Raw genomic sequence first — 16,935 nt, 5'->3', positions numbered from 1 at the left:
GATAGAGGGGATCAACCAATGATCTACCTCGATTACCAAGCCACGACTCCGCTCGCGCCCGAAGCGCGCGATGCCATGCTGCGCTGGCTCGATGGGCCGGACGGCACCGGATTTGGAAATCCGCATTCGCCGCATCGGATGGGCCGTCAGGCGGCGGCTGCGATTGAGCTGGCGCGTGACCGGGTTGCGGCCTTGTTTCCCGCAGGCGGCAAAGTGATCTTCACCAGCGGCGCGACCGAGGCGCTGAACCTCGCGATCCGGGGCACAGCGGGTAAGGGCGCGGTGGCGTTCTCCGCGATTGAGCATTCCGCCGTTGGCGACACGGCCAAGGCGGCGGGCGCGCATCATTTGGTGAGCGTGGATGATCAGGGTCTGTGCGACCCCACGCAAGACTTGCCCAAGGATACGCGCATGGTCGCGGTGATGCAGGTCAATAATGAGATCGGCACGGTGCAGCCCACATTGGAATGGCAGGCCCGTGCAAAGCACGCGAACGCTCTGTTTCTGGTCGATGCCGTGCAAGCTTACGGCAAGATAGAGGTGACCGGCGCGGATATGATCGCGATTAGCGCGCATAAGTTTCACGGGCCGAAGGGCGTGGGTGCATTGTGGGTGCGTGATGGCCTGGACTTGGGCGAAGTGCAGACCGGCGGCGGGCAGGAGCACGGCGTTCGCTCTGGCACTTTGGCCCCGGCTCTGATCGCGGGCATGGGCGCCGCCGCGCATTTGGCAGCGGAGCGGGTGGCCGAGGACGCGCAGCATATCGAAACGCTGTGGACCAGAGCGCGGGAGCTGTTTTCCGATTGGACCGTGAACGGCAGCGAAGAGGCGCGCTGGCTCGGCAATCTTAATATCAGGCTAAAAGACGAGAATGCGGGGCTGGATGTCGCCCGGCTGATGTCCGATTGCCGCACGATCATGTTCAGCGCCGGGTCCGCCTGCGCCAGCGGATCGGGACGACCCAGCCATGTGCTCAAAGCCATTGGCCTCAGCGACAAACAGGCGAGATCCTCAATCCGGCTCGGCTTTGGCCGTTACACAACGATCGGCCAGATAGAAGCGGCGGCAGAGTCCATCAATGCGGCCGCCAAGGAGCAGCTTTGATGGGGGTGAAAGTCCACTTTACCGATGGCAAAGGTGTAGCTGTTGAGGCCGAGGGCGAGGCGGGTGACAGCCTGCTGAAGGTCGGGCAGGCGCATGGCCTGCCGCTGGAGGGAACGTGCGAAGGGCAGATGGCGTGTTCAACTTGTCATGTGATCGTCGCCGCCGAATGGTTTGATCGGTTGGAGCGGGCGAGCGAAGAAGAAGAGGATATGCTCGATTTTGCCGCCGGCGTGCGCCGCACCAGCCGCTTGTCGTGCCAGATTGAGCTCACCGAAGCGCTGGACGGGCTGGCGGTGACCATCCCGTCCGAAGCGCATGATATGTCGGCTTAGGCGTCGGCTGCGGCTGACACTTCGCGGCGGCCGATTGCCCAGCCGTTGATCCGCATGGCGAGCCACACCAACGCGCCGATAGGCAGCACCACTGCGCCTAGCATCATCAGCCAGGCAATGACTGTGCCCATGATCCCGCCAACACTGCCGAATGCCTCACCAATGGGACGTGAGAAATTGCCGCCCACAGGGGTGGAGGATTCGTAATCCAGCGTCATCCGACTGAAGGCGACGCGCCCGCGCATTTCGGTGAGCCAGCTGCGCGCCTGATCGATCTCTTCGTTCACTTGGGCAACGCCGCGCTCTGCCTCGACCAATTCCGCCACGGTGCCGCGCCGGGTGCGCAGGGTCTCTAGCAAGCGGTCGCGCAGGACGGTGCGGGCTTTGAGGCGCGCCTCGGTGTCGACCATCTGTTTTGACAGGTCTTCGCCATTGATCGCGACTTTGGTCGGCTCAGCCTCGCTTTCGGTTGCGGCGCCGCTCAGCTCAGAGCCAAAGTCGCGCGCAATGTCAGACCGGATCGCGAGCTCCAGGCGGCCACTGCCAATGCCGTCGGCCACATTTGCGCCTTGCATCGACAAAATGCGGCAGGCACCCGCGCCCTTGGCCTCGCACATATCGGCGTGGCGCTGTTGCAGGGGAACGATCTTTTCGCCCGGCAGGCTGAAGCCATAGCTGTACGTGTAGGCAATTTTGGGGAGCAGGCCGGGGGTCTCGAGCGCAGGGACAGGGGCCGCTCCATCGCCAGCGACTGCGTCGCTCGCCGCCTGGTCCGCGCCTGTTTCTTCGGCGGCGATGATGCTGGTCGGCGCAGCCGCTTCTGCCTCGGCATAGTCCACACTTGCGGTCTCGCCATCATAGGTTTCGCTGCACGCGGCCAACGCCATGCTGGCTGCTCCAAGGCTCAAAATCACTCCGAGTCTTTTATCGAATCGCATTGTCACTTTCATGATCACTCTCCTGAAAAAGAGGCGAATTGTGGCAGGTTGCCTCATTTGCGCCTAAATATCGCCATAATTATGCCACATTTCAGTTTCGTTGCAAGCCCCTTCTTTTTCTGAGCATCACGCGCTGCTCCTTCTGGCGAGGTGGGAAAGGCGGTGTTAAGGGGGCGGCCAAGGTCACTATTTCCTCGCCTTAATCACCGTTGGAGTATCTGAAATGACGCTGCGAGAGCGCGCCCAGAACTTGGTCGAATCTAGCTCTTTCGAGCGCGTCATCATTGCCGTTATCGTGATCAATGCGATCGGTTTGGGGATGGAAACATCGCCTTGGGTTATGTCGAAAGTGGGCGGGGCCGTGCACATGCTCGACACGATCGCGCTGACGATTTTCGTGATTGAACTGCTGATCAAGCTGTTCGCCTACCGCTTTGCCTTTTTCAAAAACGGTTGGAACATCTTTGATCTGGTGATCGTCAGCGTCGCGCTCGTGCCCGCGAGCCAGCAATTCTCCGTCCTGCGCGCGCTGCGCATCCTGCGGGCGTTGCGCCTGATTTCGGTCGTGCCCAGCATGCGCCGCGTCATTGTCGGCCTGTTTAAGGCGATTCCCAGCATCGGGACCGTGATCGTGATGCTGCTGCTATTGTTCTACATCAGCGCGGTGATGGCGACGAAACTGTTCGGCGAGAGCTTCCCCGAATGGTTTGGAACGCTCGGCGCCTCGCTTTATTCGCTGTTCCAGATCATGACGCTGGAAAGCTGGTCGATGGGTATCGTGCGCCCGGTGATGGAGGAATATCCCTACGCCTGGGCGTTCTTCGTGCCGTTTATTTTAATGACGAGCTTTATCGTCCTCAACCTGTTCATCGGTGTGATCGTGAATGCGATGTCAGAGGCAACAGAAGAAGACGCACACGGCGAGCGCGAGGAAATCCTAATCCAATTGCGCGCCTTGCGAGAGGATATGGCGGCCTTGCGAGCGGACAAACGTAGCTAACGTTTCGTTTCACCCCAGCTACGGGATCGCTCCGGGTGGATTGATCAGCGATCGCTTGAACATCCCCGGCTAGAAAAAGCTTCATGTCCACCGGTGAGGCACAAATGTCGGAGCGCACTAAGCGCAAGATTGCACCCAGCGAAATCGAGCTGGGCATGCATGTCGTCTCGTTCGGTGGGTCTTGGTTTGATCATCCGTTCTGGCTCAGCAACTTCATGGTCAGAACGACTAAGGAGCGAGACAAGATCGCGCGATCTCGCGTGCAATTTGTCGAGATTGAAGAAGTTTTGGGTGCAACGGCGGGGCAGCCTGCGCAGGACGATGCTGAGGTTGGCATGCAAGAGGCGTTTTCACCTGAAAAGGCCGCGAAGCGCAAGCTGGCGCTCAGTGCTCTCCAGAAGGCTCACATGCTGGGCGCTCCTCGGCGCAAGGCCAAGGCTGTTCTTACGCGGTCGCAAGGGGCTCTGAGGCAGATATTCTCCGATGTCTGGAATGGCTGGAAGGTTGAACCCAAGGCGGTGGAGACCGTGCTGGATGACATTCTTGCAGAGGTTGAGGATGACCCCATCCTTCTCGTCAGCGTTGCGGAACTCAAGAGCTTTGACGACTACACCTACCTGCACTCCGTGGTGGTATGCGCTCTGATGGCATCGATTGCTAAGTATCGTGGCCACGAAGAAGATGAGGTGCGCGAATTGGCCGTTGCAGGCCTGCTGCACGATATTGGCAAGATTAAGATACCCGATGATGTGCTGAATAAGCCGGGGCATCTCACAGGCGACGAATATGAGCAGGTCAAACATCATGCCCAGCACGGCTTTGATTTGTTGAGCGATTCCGTGGCCATCCCAAAACTGGCGGCTGATGTGTGCCTGCATCACCATGAAAAAGTGGATGGGACAGGCTATCCTTTGGGCCTCGCAGGCGAGGACATACCCTCTGCAGCCCGCATGGGAGCGGTGTGTGATGTCTTCGATGCGCTGATTTCGCCGCGACCTTACAAGCCAGCGATGAGGCAACAGGAAGCGCTCACAAAGATGTGGAGCTGGGAAGGGCATTTTGATCGAGCCACCCTGGTCGATCTGATGATGGTGATGCACACCTTTGCTAAAGGCGCTTTATTGCGCTTGTCCGATGACACTCTTGCCGTCACGCTTGAAAGGGATGTGCGCTCAAAATCGGTTCGCGCTTTGCGGATTTATTCCCTTCCTGAGGCGCGCCTAATCGATGCTCATGAGATTCAGATCGAGCACCTGCATCCCGATTTGCAGATTGTCGCGGTGGAACGTCCGGATGATTGGGGACTGTCCGATTGGGAAGGCGACGTCTCAATAATCGCCGGTCCATAACTGACGGGCTACGCAAATAGCTTTTTTTGTCAATTTGACTGTGGAAACGCCTCTCCTACGGCGCTGAAAGACGGCAGCAAACAATGAGGTGAAGCCTGCTTCCGGCAAGATCGCGATTTCGGTTTGGTTCGTGATTTTCGGTGTGAGCGGATGTTGTCAGGATTGCTATTCCACCGGCACCCAGCCCAACGCCTCCGCTTGTTGGAAGGCTGCGGCGTTCTGGCTGGCGAGCATCTGAAAACGCGGCCGTAGGCTGGGCGGTATAGTCTGCGGGTTCGGGAAAAGCTCGATAAATTCGGTGCGCAGCAACTCACCATGTGCAGAGCCGCGTGTCAGCATCGCGTGAACATCGGTGGGATAATTTTCGAGAAGCACGTCAGCGACCGCGATAGCCTCACCATAGCGGCCTTGGCTCATCAGCCATTCGGTAACAGTGCTGGCTATCACAGCAATGCTCTCCTGCTTGGTCAGCAAGCCTAGATAGATTCCGCTATCAACCTGCGCCTGTGTGACGCCCATCTGCTCGAAATACTCAGCTTCGCGGGCAGGATGGCCTCCGCTCGTCGACTCTATAGCGATGCTGCGGCCGTTGGTCGGATTGGTGTAGGGCATGAAGACGTGCAGCGGTGCGGTTGAGAGCGAGACATTCAGCCCCAGCCTCTCGGCCACGATGAGCTGCAATATCGGCATCGAGACGCAGTTGCCTCGGCGCGTGTCGAAGTATGTTGCCAAGAGCTTATTGCGTAGGTCGTGCCCATAGGGGTCGTCATGGTCGTAAACGAACGGCCTGTTAGCGTTCCATGCGCCCGCTTCGTAAATGACCTGCCGTGCTGCTTTGAGCTTGTCCACGTCGCTGCCGCCCACCGCGATGCGAGCGGCGGCACTGGCGAGTTGGTCAATTTCGGTCGTAACAGCCGCCTCGTCCATCTCTGGTGCGATAATCGCATCGAAGGTCAGTTTTGCCCGCTCATAGCTCAGCTCGCTATCAGGGGCGGCTAAGACAGCGCGGACGGTATCAGCGGGCGATTGGGCAAAGGCTGTGCCTTCAAGTGTAAAGAAGGCAAATATTGCAAGAAACCAAGAGCTTATCAGGTGACGCATAAGACAGTTGAATGACTAAGGCGATGGGCAATTAATCGGCTCGAAGCTCATGGGTCTATGAATTTCTATGTTTTTGTTGACTAAATCACCGCTGTCGCCACCAACTCGTCCGCAGAACTCTACGCGATAGCAAACGACTTCAAACTTAGTATCTCTTTCTCTTAGCAAATCAGCTATCCGCTCTCGAAATTCCACATCATTATGAGCGTGTGCGATTGTGTAGAATTCTCCATTGTCCCCTCTGAAATACCCCCGTTTCCAATAGCGAACATAACCGGAATAATAGCCGTTAGAGCTGCAGCATTCCTTCACACCTGTATCGGCCTCGGCCTGAAGCGTGTCTTGAGAGGAGGCGACAGTAAGCAACAGAATCGTAACGAATAATGACTTCACCATATCATCACCTTAGTTACAAGAAGGGTGGCCGGGGTTCGGTGCACATCCCTCCTTTAGCGAACCCACAGCTTGCTCGTTCACATCCACGGTTGGTCGCCCAACGGCTTCGTTGAACTGATTCTGGCCAGTGTATGCGTTCACTTCGTCATTTAGTCTTTGGGCGCCAGTTTGGAGCATCCCTCGCTCATTATATCTGTTACTATGGCCGCCTTCATGAACGACGACTTCTGCCCTAGCATCTGGGGCACCCATTGGGTCGGGGTTGATATGAATCTCACCCGTCTCCTCGTTGTGAAACGCGCTATAGTCGCCCGGGTCAAGCGTATCGGTGTCAATCACAAACGCGACACCCGCTCCTTCGGGACCTAGCGCATTCGCCGAGTTTTGAAGCTGCTTTGTTGAGTCTGGGTCTTGGGTTTGCGCGACATCTCGTGCCCGTTGAACGGCCTGCCTAACTAGGGCGCATGCAGCCTGCGCCCCTCTGCAAGTTTCCTCGCCTGTTGGGTCAGTATTATTTATCGGGTCATTGAAAACATAAGCGTAGAGATTCTGCTGATCCTCATAGCCAATCGGGTCAGTCTGCAAAAACCTCGCTTGAGCTGGCGATGCGGTGGTGACCGCAATCGCGATTAACGCAACAGCGGTGGCGAAAATCGGCTTCTGCAAGACTCGTCTCCCCCAATATTGGGGGAGAAACTTAGCACGTCGACAAGTAAAAGCTAGCCTCAGTTCGATTTTTTCCGATTCTATTCTATCGAGCTCGGCAAGCACCTATGGTTGGTGAGCGAGACATAGCAAGTCCGTCACCTCCGAAATTGTACCGCATGCCGAAAGTCCGCTTTTCGCATCCATTCCTGTGGAAACCCCTCTCCCCCGGCGCGCGCTTGCTTGCTAAGTCGTTGAGCGATGGCTGACACCAAAGACACGACCACCGGCGATCTGCCCGAAGATCCGTTTGATGCAATCGTCGATGCGCCGTTTGATAGCGCGCTCGAAGAACGCTATCTCGTATATGCTTTGTCGACGATCACGGCGCGGTCTTTGCCGGATCTGCGCGATGGCTTGAAGCCGGTTCATCGCCGCCTGCTGTGGACCATGCGCCAGCTAAAGCTCGACCCAAGCAATACGTTCAAGAAATCCGCCCGCGTTGTGGGCGAGGTAATCGGTAAATATCACCCGCATGGCGATACCGCCGCTTACGATGCGATGGTGCGGCTCGCGCAGGATTTCTCGCTGCGCTATCCGCTGGTCGAGGGACAGGGCAATTTCGGCAATGTCGATGGCGATAATGCCGCCGCCTATCGTTACACCGAGGCGCGCCTGACCAAGACCGCGATGCAATTGATGCAGGGTCTGGATGAGGGCACGGTTGATTTCATCCCGACCTACAATGGTGAGGAAGAAGAGCCGGAATTGATGCCCGGCCTGTTCCCCAATCTGCTGGCCAATGGGGCGAGCGGGATTGCGGTGGGCATGGCGACCAATATTCCATCGCACAATGTCGCCGAAGTGATTGATGCCACGCTGGAGTTGATCGACAATCCGCATGTCGAGCACGAGCGGTTGATGGAGCTGTTTCAGGGTCCCGACTTTGCCACCGGCGGTCAGGTGGTCGACAGCCGCGAGGCGATCAGCGAGGCCTATGCCACCGGGCGCGGCAGCTTCCGTTTGCGCGGCCGGTTCTATGCAGAAGAGGCCGAGAACGCCGAAGACCGCGATGCCGGGATTGAGCGGCTGGGCGGCGGGCAATGGCAGCTGGTCATTTCAGAAATTCCTTATCAGGTCGCCAAGGGCAAGCTGATCGAGCAGATTGCTCAGGCGATTGCTGATAAGAAGCTGCCGATCCTTGAGGATGTGCGCGATGAAAGTGACGAGCAAATCCGCATCGTCCTCGTCCCGCGCAGCCGCAATGTGGACCCGGAACTGCTCAAGGAATCCCTGTTTAAGCTGACCGATCTTGAGACCCGCTTTGGCCTCAATCTGAACGTGCTCGATGCCACCCGCACCCCGATGGTGATGGGCCTAAAAGAGCTGCTGGAAAATTGGACGCGGGCGCAGATCGATATCTTGCAGCGCCGCGCTCAGCACCGGCTGGACAAGATCGCCGCCCGGCTGGAGCTGGTCGAGGGCTATATCACCGCCTTCCTCAATCTCGACCGCGTGATCGAGATTATCCGCACCGAAGACGAGCCCAAGCCGGTGATGATCGCCGAGTTCAAGCTCAACGATCGCCAGGCCGAGGCGATCCTCAACATGCGCCTGCGGTCTTTGCGTAAGCTGGAAGAAATGCGGCTGCGCGATGAAAAGACTGCGCTGCTTGAGGAGCAAGACGGACTTGAGAAGCTGCTTGCCTCACCAGCGCGCCAGCGGACCCTGCTGAAGAAAGATCTGCGCGCGCTGCGCAAGGAATATGGCGAAGACACGCCGCTCGGCAAGCGCCGCACCCGGATCGAAGAAGCCGCCCCGGCGGTCGAGTTTTCGATGGATGCGATGATCGAGAAAGAGCCGGTGACGATCATCCTGTCGCAGAAGGGCTGGATCCGCGCGGCGAAGGGCCATGTCGATCTGGCGCAAGAGTTCAAATACAAAGAGGGTGATGCGCTCGCCTATATCCTGCACGCGCAGACGACCGATAAACTGCTGATCGCGGCGGAAAACGGGCGGTTCTACACGCTGGGCTGTGACAAATTGCCAGGCGCGCGCGGCTTTGGCGAGCCGGTGCGCACGATGATCGATCTGGAATCGGACACCAATATTGCGAAGATGTTGGTGCATAAGGAAGGCGGCCGTCTTCTGCTCGCCTCCAGCATCGGCAAGGGCTTTGTTGCGGAAACCTCTGAGCTGCTGGCCGAGACAAAGAAAGGCAAGCAGGTCGTGAACCTGAAGGGCAATGCGCAGCCGCAAGTGATGCGGGAAATCGCGCCGGAGCATGATCACGTTGCCTGCGTCGGCGACAATCGCAAGCTGGTGGTCTTCAACCTTGAGGAAATGCCGGTGATGGCGCGCGGGCAGGGTGTAATGCTTCAGCGGTACCGCGATGGCGGGCTGTCTGACGCGATCACCTTCGTGCTGGGCGAAGGCCTAAGCTGGCAGATGGGCGGATCGGGTGAGCGGACCCGGACGGAGACGGATATCCATCTGTGGAAGGTCGCGCGCGGCGGGGCCGGGCGGATGCCACCGCAGGGCTTCCCGAAGAGCAACAATTTCGGGGGTTAGGGGGAATTATTCTCTAAACTCCGTTCGTGCTGAGCTTGTCGAAGCACTGCTCTTTTGATTGCTACGTTTAAGGCCGAAGTGCAGCCCTTAGACAAGCTCAGGGCAGGCGGGTTTGGGTTCAATCGCCCAGTATTTCGCTGAGCAGTTCCAGCACACGTTCGCGGCTTGGGAAACCTTCCTCAACCCAGCGCGCCTCAACGGTCTGCAACAACCGCGCAACCTCTGGTCCAGCCTGCACACCGCGCGCGACAATCTCGCCGCCTTTGAGCGGGAATTGCGGGCGTTCCCAATCTTTCACCGCGCTTGCATCCTGACCCAGCAACAGCAGTCTGTCGGCTGCGCCTTGCGCTCCTTCATAATAGGCAAGCGCCAGCGGGTTCGCGCCATCATCTTCAGTCCGCTCAGCTGCGCAGATCAGGCGCGCGCGCTGAGCTCGGGACAAGCGCAGCCGCGCTGCCACGGCTTCTGAAACCTCACGAATGGGCGGCAGCAGAGCGGCCAAACGCCTGAGCGGGTCGGGCGCAAAGCCTTGTGCGGTCTCCGCCGCGATCAGGTTCTGGAGCGCTGCAAGATGGACTTTGCACGCCTCAGGCAGGATCACGCCAAGCACGCCTTTCGCATGTATGCGCGCGGCGGTGGGGTGCGGATCGGGCAGGGCAAGAATACCGAGCAATTCGCCTGACACCCGCTCCCGGCTGAGGCCCTTGAGCGTCCCGGCCAGCTCTTCGCAGGCTTCCTCGGCTTCGGCATCCAAGTCCGCGCCGAAGCGTGCCTGAAACCGGTAATAGCGCAGGATACGCAAGTGATCCTCGCGAATACGGGTGCGGGCATCGCCGATAAAGCGCACACGCCGCGCGGCGAGATCATCCAGCCCGCCAAAGTAGTCTGAAATCTCGAGCGTTTCAGGGTGAGCGAACAGCGCGTTGATGGTGAAATCGCGCCGGGCGGCGTCCTCCTGCCATTCTTGCGCAAAGGCGATTGTTGCACGCCTGCCGTCGGTAGCGACATCGCGGCGCAGGGTGGTCACCTCAACTGGCCCGCCTTCAAGCAAGGCGGTGATGGTGCCATGGTCCAGCCCTGTGGGAACCGTGCGAATGCCCGCTTCGCGGCAGCGGTCTATCACCACGTCAGGCGTCAGCTTGGTCGCGCAATCGACATCGTGCACCGCCATGCCGATCAAAGTGTCACGCACCGCTCCGCCGACCCAGCGAATATTATCTGCGCCCAGGGCCTCTGTCAGCGCGCGCAAATCAGCGCGTTTGGGCCAGTCTGCTGCGGCGAGATCAGGCACCGCTCGCCAGCCTTTCAGGTGCAATCCGCCGCGACAGATTGGCGATGATTGCCGCTGTCACACCCCAGATGCGAAAGCCCTCGTAATACATTTCAAAATAATGCCGCATTTGCCCGCGCCAGAAAACCTCATGGCTTTCCCAATTGTCCTGCTCCAGCAAAATCGCCAGCGGCACCTCGAACCATGCCTCAACCTCTTCCGGGCTGGGGGTCAGCTCTAGGTCGGGCGGCACCACGGCGAGCACCGGAGTCACATTGAAGCCCGTGCCGGTTTGATAGCAATCGGTTTCCCCGATAACCTGCACATCGGCGGGATCAATCGCGAGCTCTTCCTGCGCCTCTCGCAGGGCGGCGGTGATCGCGTCTTCGCCCGGATCGAGCTTGCCGCCAGGGAAGGCGACTTGGCCAGGATGATCGCGCATGTCTTGCGGGCGCTGGGTTAAGATGACGCCGGGTTCGGCCTGGTCCGTCACCGCAATCAGGACGGCTGCCTCTGCCGTGCGCCCACCTTCCAAGAAGCTCTTATCGCTCAGCAAGTCGGTAATTTCGTGCCGGTGTCCGTCTTCGTAAAGGCGGCTGAGATGAGCGAAGAGAGAGCTCATATTTGCGGGCGCCTCAGGGTAAGAGCGAGAAGGTCTCGCCCCCGCTTGAAACGGTCCAGTCATCGCCGTTTGCAATCGCAATTTCAGCGAGCTGCGCATAGGTGGAGCGGTTGAGGCGCGCCTCGCAGCCGCGCCGCACGTGCAGATAAATGGCCGGGGTCTCTGCGTCGCCCGCTGCGCGCAAGGCGTGCTCCGGCCCGGCTATCACCAGCTCGTCAGTGTTCAGGAAAAAGGCGAGACCGCCTTCACGCTGAGTGCAGTCGGTTGCGACAAAAGCCGCGTCCTCCACCTCAATGCTGAGCTTTTCAAACGGGCTGACTAGGAAATGCTCGCCCGATGCATCGCGGGTCAGCAGGCCGGAGAAGGCTCTCACCATCGCCTCGCGCCGGATCGGATCACCATCGTGAAACCATGTGCCATCCGCGGCGATGCGCATGCGGCTGTCGCCCATTTTGGTCGGCGCCCAGCCTTCAACTGGGGGCAATTTGCGCGCCGCAACTTGCTCAGCAATCTGGGCCAGTGTCAGGTCGGCGAGATAGGGGGTGGTTCGTAAGGCATCTACATGCGCAGCGATGCCAGATGTCGATCACTTCGCCAAGTCTGAGCTTTTACTTGCCGTCTCAAAAGAACCCCATGGGCCAAGATTGCCCTTGGCAGGAAGCACCGCTGGATTGTCACAGTGCACCAGCAGCCGGGCCGGATCATTCGGGCCGGGCGCGCGCCACAGAGCCGTCGGTTCGGCGCTGAAGCCAAAGAAACGGCCATAATATTCCGGATCGCCAATCATCACTTGAGGCAGCGCGGGGGCATTGCCACCCATATTGGCAATCGCCTCCAGGCTGGCGAGCATCAGAGCCTTGCCATACCCTTCGCGCTGATGCTCTGGCAGCACGGCAACCGGGCCGATCATTAGCAGCGGATAATTGCGCCCATCGGGATCGGTTAGCGCGACCGGCCACACTTGGATCGTGCCGACCAGCAGCTCATCCTCGTCGAGCGCGGCGAAGCTGAGCCCTTCCAGCCATTCGACCCCTTCGCGAATCCGGTACGCGGTGCGCGCATGGCGATCTGGGCCAAAGGCACGGTCGAGCAATTGCTCGATCATCGCGGCTTCAACCGCGGCTAGAGGGATCAGTGTTGCCATCGAGCGCGCGGTTAAGGTGTACGCGCCTCTCCAGCAACACAAATTATCCTATCAATTCGGCGAAACCTTAAGCAGCTTGCCGCCTTCGCCGTCTTCGATCAGCCAGATGTTGCCATCCGGGCCTTGCTCGATCCCGCGAATGCGCGCGTCGAACGTGTGGCGCGCAACCTCGGTTGCGGTGTCGCCGTCAATCTCGACATGCACGATACCGAGCGCGGCGAGGCCGACCATCAGTGGATCGCCCTTCCACGTTGGGAATGCATCGCCGGTGTAGAACAGGAAATCACCTGGCGCGATCACTGGGGTCCAACCAATCGCTGCGGTTTGGAATTCTGGACGGGTCGAGTGGTTCGGGATCGGGTCGCCATTGTAATGCTCGCCATCGGAAACCGTCGGCCAGCCATAATTTGTGCCGCGCGTGACCTTGTTAAACTCGTCGCCGCCTGCTGGCCCATGTTCCAGATCCCACAATTGGCCGTCGGGATCGAACGCCAGGCCCAGGACATTGCGGTGACCGTAGGACCAGATTTCCGAGGTGATGCCGCCCTCTTCAGCAAAAGGATTGCCCTCTGCTGGCGTGCCATCGAGGTTGAGGCGCACGACCGTACCAAGATTGTTGGTGTTGTCCTGTGCAGGCTCCAGCTCTTGGCGGTCGCCGCTTGATATGAACAGATATTGCTCATCAGGAGAAACGGCGATGCGGTGTGAATAATGTCCGCGCTTCCCGGTCTTGGGCGCTTGGCGCCAGATCACGTCTAGGCCCGAAACGGCGCAGGCTTCCGCTTCGCAAGACAATGTGCCGCGGCCCACCACTGCACCGCGGGTGTCGCCGTCGCCAGCCTCCGCCCAGCCGAGATAGATCGTGCGCTCAGACAAGTCTTCGCCCGCTTCTGATGGCAGGAAGGCAATATCGCCGAGGCCCCCTTGGCCGCCATAATCGATATTTGGCATGCCGGAGACTTCCATAACGGTGCCGCTGGTCGTGTCGACCGCGCGCATGGTGCCGGGTTTCTCAGTCAGGAAGATCATGTCCGTGCCGGGGGCAAAGGCCACCGCCCAGGGTTCATTGAACTCACCCATCGGCTCCACATTGTAGTTGACGTTGGTGGGGTCGGCCGCGCTTTCAGCAGCGGTCTCGTCCACGGAATTTGCATTGCCGCAGCTTGCGAGCGCGAATGCGGGGAGGGATAGAGCGAATGCGAGCTTGGAAAATTTCATCATGGTCTCTGGAACTCCCAAAACAGAATTTGGTGCCCCGGATTTTTTAAAATCGGGGGTCATAATTGGTGTTGATGAGGCGGGACGGGGCCCGCTGGCTGGCCCGGTAGTGGCGGGAGCGGTCGTCTTGTGCAAGTCGCCACCAGAAGGTTTGGCGGATTCCAAGGCACTTTCGCCGAAAAAACGCGCACGGTTGGATGTGGAAATCCGCGAGAGCTGCGCCTGGGCTGTGGGCGTGATTGAGCCGCCTCAGATTGATGAAATCAATATCTTGCAAGCGACCTTTCAAGCGATGACGGATGCGACCGCGCGGCTGTGCGCGGCATTGGCTGAGTGCGGGATCAAGACCATCAATGAGGTGATCATCGATGGCAACATGACCCCTGCGGGCCGGCGCAATGGCTGGCACTGGCCCGCGCGCTCTATCGTCGGCGGTGACGGGATTGAGCCTGCGATATCGGCTGCGTCCATCGTTGCGAAGGAATGGCGCGACCGGATTATGATTGAGGCCGCGCAGAAATACCCGGAATATGACTGGGAGCGGAATAAGGGTTACGGCTCGGCTGCGCATATGGAGGCGCTGCGCAAACACGGGCCGACGCCGCTGCACCGCTACAGTTTTGCACCTGTTGCTCAGGCGTCTTTACTTTGAGCGCTCTATCGTGCGCGGCCCGAAAACTACCTAGGCCACCCGCGCCCTCCACCCTTCCGCCCGGAACAGTTTCGGATACGATCCGGGTGGAAGGGTGGAGGGAGCGGGTGGCTAGGTAGATGCTGAGGTCTATCCACCAGCACACCCAACATTCTCTATTCGCTTTTAAGTTTCCTGCGGTTCGCTTAAGCGCCGCGCATGTTGAACGCGATTCTCTTGAGCCTTGCGGGCCTGATTGGCCTGGCGATTGGCGGCGAACTGTTGGTGCGCGGTGCCGTGGGCATTGCGCAAAAGCTTGGTATCTCAACTCTGGTCACAGGTTTGGTGATCGTTGGCTTTGCCACCAGCATGCCGGAAATGGTCGCCAGCGTTCAGGCCGCGCTTGAAGGGTCTCCGGGCATTGCCTGGGGCAATATCGTTGGCTCCAACCTCGCAAACACGCTGCTGATCTTGGGCGCGACGGCACTGGTTATGCCGATTGCGCTAACCGGAGGCGGGCGGCGCGATGCCGTGGTCGCTCTGATCGCGACAATTGGCCTCGCGGCCTTGGCTTATTCTCAGCTGGGTGCGCGCTGGATCGGCGGCGCGCTGCTGGTTGGCATCGTCAGCTACATCGTCTGGCGCTATTTCTTTCCGGGCGCCGCGCAGGAAGACGATGATGACGATGACGCGCCAGAGAACGGCTATGTCGCCTCGGCTCTCTTCGCTGTGGGTCTCGCAGTCTTGGTGTTCAGCGGCCAGATATTGGTGACCGGGGCGATTGATCTGGCAACCCTGTTTGGGGTCAGTGAGACGGCGATTGGCCTCACCGTGGTTGCCTTTGGTACTTCGCTGCCCGAACTCGCGGCATCTGTTGCGGCTGCTCTGCGCGGCAAGCCGGGCCTGGCGATTGGCAATGTCGTCGGCTCAAACATTTACAACATTCTGCTGATCGGCGGCGTCACTATGAGTATCGCCCCGTTTGCGCTGCCAGAGAACTTGCTGGGCGTTCAAATGGGCCTGCTGATCGCCAGCGCGGTCGCCTTGCTTGGATTGCTGTGGTTCGCAAAGTCGATCGGGCGGGCCATGGGCCTCGTTCTGCTCGCTGCGTTCCTCGGCAATGTCGTGTTTGTGTTTATGTGAGTTAGTTTGGCCGCAAAGACAGGTTTTGAGTCTTTCGCGCCACACCCCCTCTATTTCGGCCCCCGCCACCGCGCGAGACTCCATATCTTGTGGGGCCTTGTTTCGTTCCGCGTGTGAACTTGCGCCGCTAACTGCTTGTTAACCATAAAAGCCGATCAAGTTTGTCTTGACGTGGAGTCCGCTTGGACTCACCCTGTGGATAACTTTGCGCGGCTAGACGCGGTTCGGGGAAATATGATGGGTGTGATGGAAACCGCAAAACTGCGGGCAGGGACAGTAATTGCAAAAACGCCGAAGCAGGCGGGCAAAGCGAAAGCCGCGCCTGCTGCTGACGTGCCGGTTGGTCAGATCCTGTCTGGCGATTGTGTCGAGGCCATGCGCTCGCTGCCCGACAACAGCGTCGATTGTGTGTTCGCAGACCCGCCCTACAATCTACAATTGGGCGGTGATCTCAACCGGCCCGATGGCAGCCAGGTCGATGCCGTCACCGATCACTGGGACCAATTCGACAGCTTCCAACTGTATGACAAATTTACCCGCGACTGGCTGACCGAGGCGCGCCGCGTGCTGAAACCGGACGGCGCCCTATGGGTCATCGGCAGCTATCACAACATCTTCCGCGTCGGCTCAATCCTGCAGGATCTTGGCTTTTGGATCCTCAATGATATCGTCTGGCGCAAGACCAATCCGATGCCGAATTTCAAAGGCACACGGTTCACCAATGCGCATGAGACCCTGATCTGGGCGAGCATGGGCGAAAAGGCCCGCTATCAGTTCAACTACCGCGCGATGAAGACGCTCAATGACGAGCTGCAAATGCGCAGCGATTGGGTGATGCCGATCTGCGCCGGGCAGGAACGCCTGAAGGAAAACGGCAAGAAAGCCCATCCAACGCAAAAGCCCGAGGCGCTGCTTTACCGCGTGCTGCTCGCCACCACGGAAAAGGGCGACGTCGTGCTTGACCCGTTCTTTGGCACGGGCACCACCGGGGCGGTGGCAAAGCGCCTTGGCCGCCAATGGATCGGGTGCGAGCGTGAAGATTTCTACCGCGGCGTCGCGATGAAGCGTATCGAGAAAGAACTGCCGCTGGATGAAAGCGTGATTGAGACCATGCAAAGCAAAAAGGCCGCGCCGCGCGTTGCCTTTGGGACTTTGGTGGAAAACGGCTACATCAAGCCGGGCGCTAAGGTGTTCGACAAGAAACGCCGCTGGATCGCAACCGTGCGCGCCGATGGCTCGCTGGAACTCGACGGTGCGAAAGGCAAACAGATCGGCTCGATCCACGGGCTTGGCAAAGACCTGCAAGAGGCCCCTAGCTGCAATGGCTGGACCTTCTGGTACTTTGATGACGGCGCCGATGTGAATCCAATCGACGCAGCCAGACAACGCTTCTTGCTGGCCAACGAAGACTAGGTCTTTGCAGCTAAGCGGGCTACATTCTTGGGCGAGCTAATGTGTAGCTCGAATTTGC

General features: G+C 59.1%; 16 protein-coding genes and 1 pseudogene. 8 read left to right on the top strand and 9 right to left on the bottom strand.

All coding sequences use genetic code 11. The annotated features are described in order from the left end of the window. The first annotated feature begins 18 nt into the window (after positions 1-18). Both AC0V6M_RS01350 and AC0V6M_RS01345 read left to right on the top strand, forming a co-directional pair. Positions 19-1,104 (top strand): cysteine desulfurase family protein, encoded by a 1,086-nt coding sequence (locus AC0V6M_RS01350; RefSeq protein WP_486137072.1) that lies wholly within the window; start codon positions 19-21, stop codon positions 1,102-1,104. Next, positions 1,104-1,436, top strand: coding sequence for a 2Fe-2S iron-sulfur cluster-binding protein (locus AC0V6M_RS01345; RefSeq protein ID WP_486137071.1), 333 nt, complete (start codon positions 1,104-1,106; stop codon positions 1,434-1,436). Before AC0V6M_RS01350 ends, AC0V6M_RS01345 begins: the two co-directional genes overlap by 1 nt. Here the strand turns inward: AC0V6M_RS01345 and AC0V6M_RS01340 are convergent. After that, on the bottom strand, positions 1,433-2,323 hold the full coding sequence (locus AC0V6M_RS01340) for a DUF4349 domain-containing protein (RefSeq protein WP_486137070.1): 891 nt from the start codon (positions 2,321-2,323) through the stop codon (positions 1,433-1,435). The two genes, AC0V6M_RS01345 and AC0V6M_RS01340, sit on opposite strands and share 4 nt — an antisense overlap. A 274-nt stretch (positions 2,324-2,597) precedes the next feature. On the opposite strand from AC0V6M_RS01340, the gene AC0V6M_RS01335 reads away from it, so the two are divergent. Together AC0V6M_RS01335 and AC0V6M_RS01330 are read left to right on the top strand one after the other, a co-directional pair. Beyond that, positions 2,598-3,374, top strand: coding sequence for an ion transporter (locus AC0V6M_RS01335; protein WP_486137069.1), 777 nt, complete (start codon positions 2,598-2,600; stop codon positions 3,372-3,374). 104 nt (positions 3,375-3,478) lie between these two features. Next, the gene (locus tag AC0V6M_RS01330; protein ID WP_486137068.1) at positions 3,479-4,723 is read left to right on the top strand and encodes an HD-GYP domain-containing protein; all 1,245 of its coding nucleotides are present in this window, start codon (positions 3,479-3,481) and stop codon (positions 4,721-4,723) included. A gap of 165 nt (positions 4,724-4,888) precedes the next feature. Here the strand turns inward: AC0V6M_RS01330 and AC0V6M_RS01325 are convergent, their stop codons facing one another. Genes AC0V6M_RS01325 through AC0V6M_RS01315 form a run of 3 tightly spaced genes read right to left on the bottom strand, consistent with a single transcriptional unit; the run spans position 4,889 to position 6,886 of the window. Continuing rightward, entirely contained in the window at positions 4,889-5,824 is a 936-nt protein-coding gene (locus AC0V6M_RS01325; RefSeq protein WP_486137067.1) for a transglutaminase family protein, read from the bottom strand. Positions 5,825-5,839: 15 nt separating this feature from the next. After that, entirely contained in the window at positions 5,840-6,220 is a 381-nt protein-coding gene (locus tag AC0V6M_RS01320) for a hypothetical protein (RefSeq protein WP_486137066.1), read from the bottom strand. 9 nt (positions 6,221-6,229) lie between these two features. Then, complete coding sequence (locus AC0V6M_RS01315; RefSeq protein ID WP_486137064.1) at positions 6,230-6,886, bottom strand: RHS repeat-associated core domain-containing protein; 657 nt, start codon at positions 6,884-6,886, stop codon at positions 6,230-6,232. A gap of 240 nt (positions 6,887-7,126) precedes the next feature. Here AC0V6M_RS01315 and parC point away from each other — a divergent pair, with 240 nt between their 5' ends. Next, the gene (gene parC, locus AC0V6M_RS01310) at positions 7,127-9,436 is read left to right on the top strand and encodes a DNA topoisomerase IV subunit A (protein ID WP_486137063.1); all 2,310 of its coding nucleotides are present in this window, start codon (positions 7,127-7,129) and stop codon (positions 9,434-9,436) included. Between the two features lie 118 nt (positions 9,437-9,554). Here the strand turns inward: parC and AC0V6M_RS01305 are convergent, their stop codons facing one another. The 5 genes and pseudogenes from AC0V6M_RS01305 to AC0V6M_RS01285 form a co-directional block, all read right to left on the bottom strand. Then, positions 9,555-10,727, bottom strand: coding sequence for a CCA tRNA nucleotidyltransferase (locus AC0V6M_RS01305; protein WP_486137062.1), 1,173 nt, complete (start codon positions 10,725-10,727; stop codon positions 9,555-9,557). Beyond that, complete coding sequence (locus tag AC0V6M_RS01300) at positions 10,720-11,328, bottom strand: CoA pyrophosphatase (RefSeq protein WP_486137061.1); 609 nt, start codon at positions 11,326-11,328, stop codon at positions 10,720-10,722. Before AC0V6M_RS01300 ends, AC0V6M_RS01305 begins: the two co-directional genes overlap by 8 nt. A gap of 13 nt (positions 11,329-11,341) precedes the next feature. Next, positions 11,342-11,886 (bottom strand): annotated as a pseudogene (locus tag AC0V6M_RS01295) (DUF1285 domain-containing protein). 28 nt (positions 11,887-11,914) lie between these two features. Further along, positions 11,915-12,472 carry a GNAT family N-acetyltransferase gene (locus AC0V6M_RS01290; RefSeq protein WP_486137060.1) on the bottom strand — a complete coding sequence of 186 codons (558 nt, stop codon included), beginning with the start codon at positions 12,470-12,472 and terminating at the stop codon, positions 11,915-11,917. Between the two features lie 51 nt (positions 12,473-12,523). Then, entirely contained in the window at positions 12,524-13,693 is a 1,170-nt protein-coding gene (locus AC0V6M_RS01285) for a PQQ-dependent sugar dehydrogenase (RefSeq protein WP_486137059.1), read from the bottom strand. Here AC0V6M_RS01285 and AC0V6M_RS01280 point away from each other — a divergent pair. The 3 genes from AC0V6M_RS01280 to AC0V6M_RS01270 all read left to right on the top strand — a co-directional run bounded on the left by AC0V6M_RS01280 (position 13,692) and on the right by AC0V6M_RS01270 (position 16,877). Then, positions 13,692-14,342 carry a ribonuclease HII gene (locus AC0V6M_RS01280; protein ID WP_486137058.1) on the top strand — a complete coding sequence of 217 codons (651 nt, stop codon included), beginning with the start codon at positions 13,692-13,694 and terminating at the stop codon, positions 14,340-14,342. The two genes, AC0V6M_RS01285 and AC0V6M_RS01280, sit on opposite strands and share 2 nt — an antisense overlap. A 198-nt stretch (positions 14,343-14,540) precedes the next feature. Then, positions 14,541-15,464, top strand: a complete 924-nt coding sequence (locus AC0V6M_RS01275; protein WP_486137057.1) for a calcium/sodium antiporter — start codon at positions 14,541-14,543, stop codon at positions 15,462-15,464. A gap of 237 nt (positions 15,465-15,701) precedes the next feature. Beyond that, the gene (locus tag AC0V6M_RS01270) at positions 15,702-16,877 is read left to right on the top strand and encodes a DNA methyltransferase (protein ID WP_486139549.1); all 1,176 of its coding nucleotides are present in this window, start codon (positions 15,702-15,704) and stop codon (positions 16,875-16,877) included. Positions 16,878-16,935 lie beyond the last annotated feature (58 nt).

This window comes from Erythrobacter sp. JB3-1, from assembly GCF_057364995.1.
Note: the sequence above shows the minus strand (reverse complement) of the source record. Positions and strands in the feature narration are given on the sequence as shown.

Excerpts from the sequence above, each read along its gene's own strand:
- AC0V6M_RS01350 (WP_486137072.1), top strand. The coding sequence starts at position 19 with ATGATCTACCTCGATTACCAAGCCACGACTCCGCTCGCGCCCGAAGCG.
- AC0V6M_RS01345 (WP_486137071.1), top strand. The coding sequence starts at position 1,104 with ATGGGGGTGAAAGTCCACTTTACCGATGGCAAAGGTGTAGCTGTTGAG.
- AC0V6M_RS01340 (WP_486137070.1), bottom strand. The coding sequence starts at position 2,323 with ATGGCGTTGGCCGCGTGCAGCGAAACCTATGATGGCGAGACCGCAAGT.
- AC0V6M_RS01335 (WP_486137069.1), top strand. The coding sequence starts at position 2,598 with ATGACGCTGCGAGAGCGCGCCCAGAACTTGGTCGAATCTAGCTCTTTC.
- AC0V6M_RS01330 (WP_486137068.1), top strand. The coding sequence starts at position 3,479 with ATGTCGGAGCGCACTAAGCGCAAGATTGCACCCAGCGAAATCGAGCTG.
- AC0V6M_RS01325 (WP_486137067.1), bottom strand. The coding sequence starts at position 5,824 with ATGCGTCACCTGATAAGCTCTTGGTTTCTTGCAATATTTGCCTTCTTT.
- AC0V6M_RS01320 (WP_486137066.1), bottom strand. The coding sequence starts at position 6,220 with ATGGTGAAGTCATTATTCGTTACGATTCTGTTGCTTACTGTCGCCTCC.
- parC (WP_486137063.1), top strand. The coding sequence starts at position 7,127 with ATGGCTGACACCAAAGACACGACCACCGGCGATCTGCCCGAAGATCCG.
- AC0V6M_RS01300 (WP_486137061.1), bottom strand. The coding sequence starts at position 11,328 with ATGAGCTCTCTCTTCGCTCATCTCAGCCGCCTTTACGAAGACGGACAC.
- AC0V6M_RS01290 (WP_486137060.1), bottom strand. The coding sequence starts at position 12,472 with ATGGCAACACTGATCCCTCTAGCCGCGGTTGAAGCCGCGATGATCGAG.
- AC0V6M_RS01280 (WP_486137058.1), top strand. The coding sequence starts at position 13,692 with ATGGTCTCTGGAACTCCCAAAACAGAATTTGGTGCCCCGGATTTTTTA.
- AC0V6M_RS01285 (WP_486137059.1), bottom strand. The coding sequence starts at position 13,693 with ATGATGAAATTTTCCAAGCTCGCATTCGCTCTATCCCTCCCCGCATTC.
- AC0V6M_RS01275 (WP_486137057.1), top strand. The coding sequence starts at position 14,541 with ATGTTGAACGCGATTCTCTTGAGCCTTGCGGGCCTGATTGGCCTGGCG.
- AC0V6M_RS01270 (WP_486139549.1), top strand. The coding sequence starts at position 15,702 with ATGGGTGTGATGGAAACCGCAAAACTGCGGGCAGGGACAGTAATTGCA.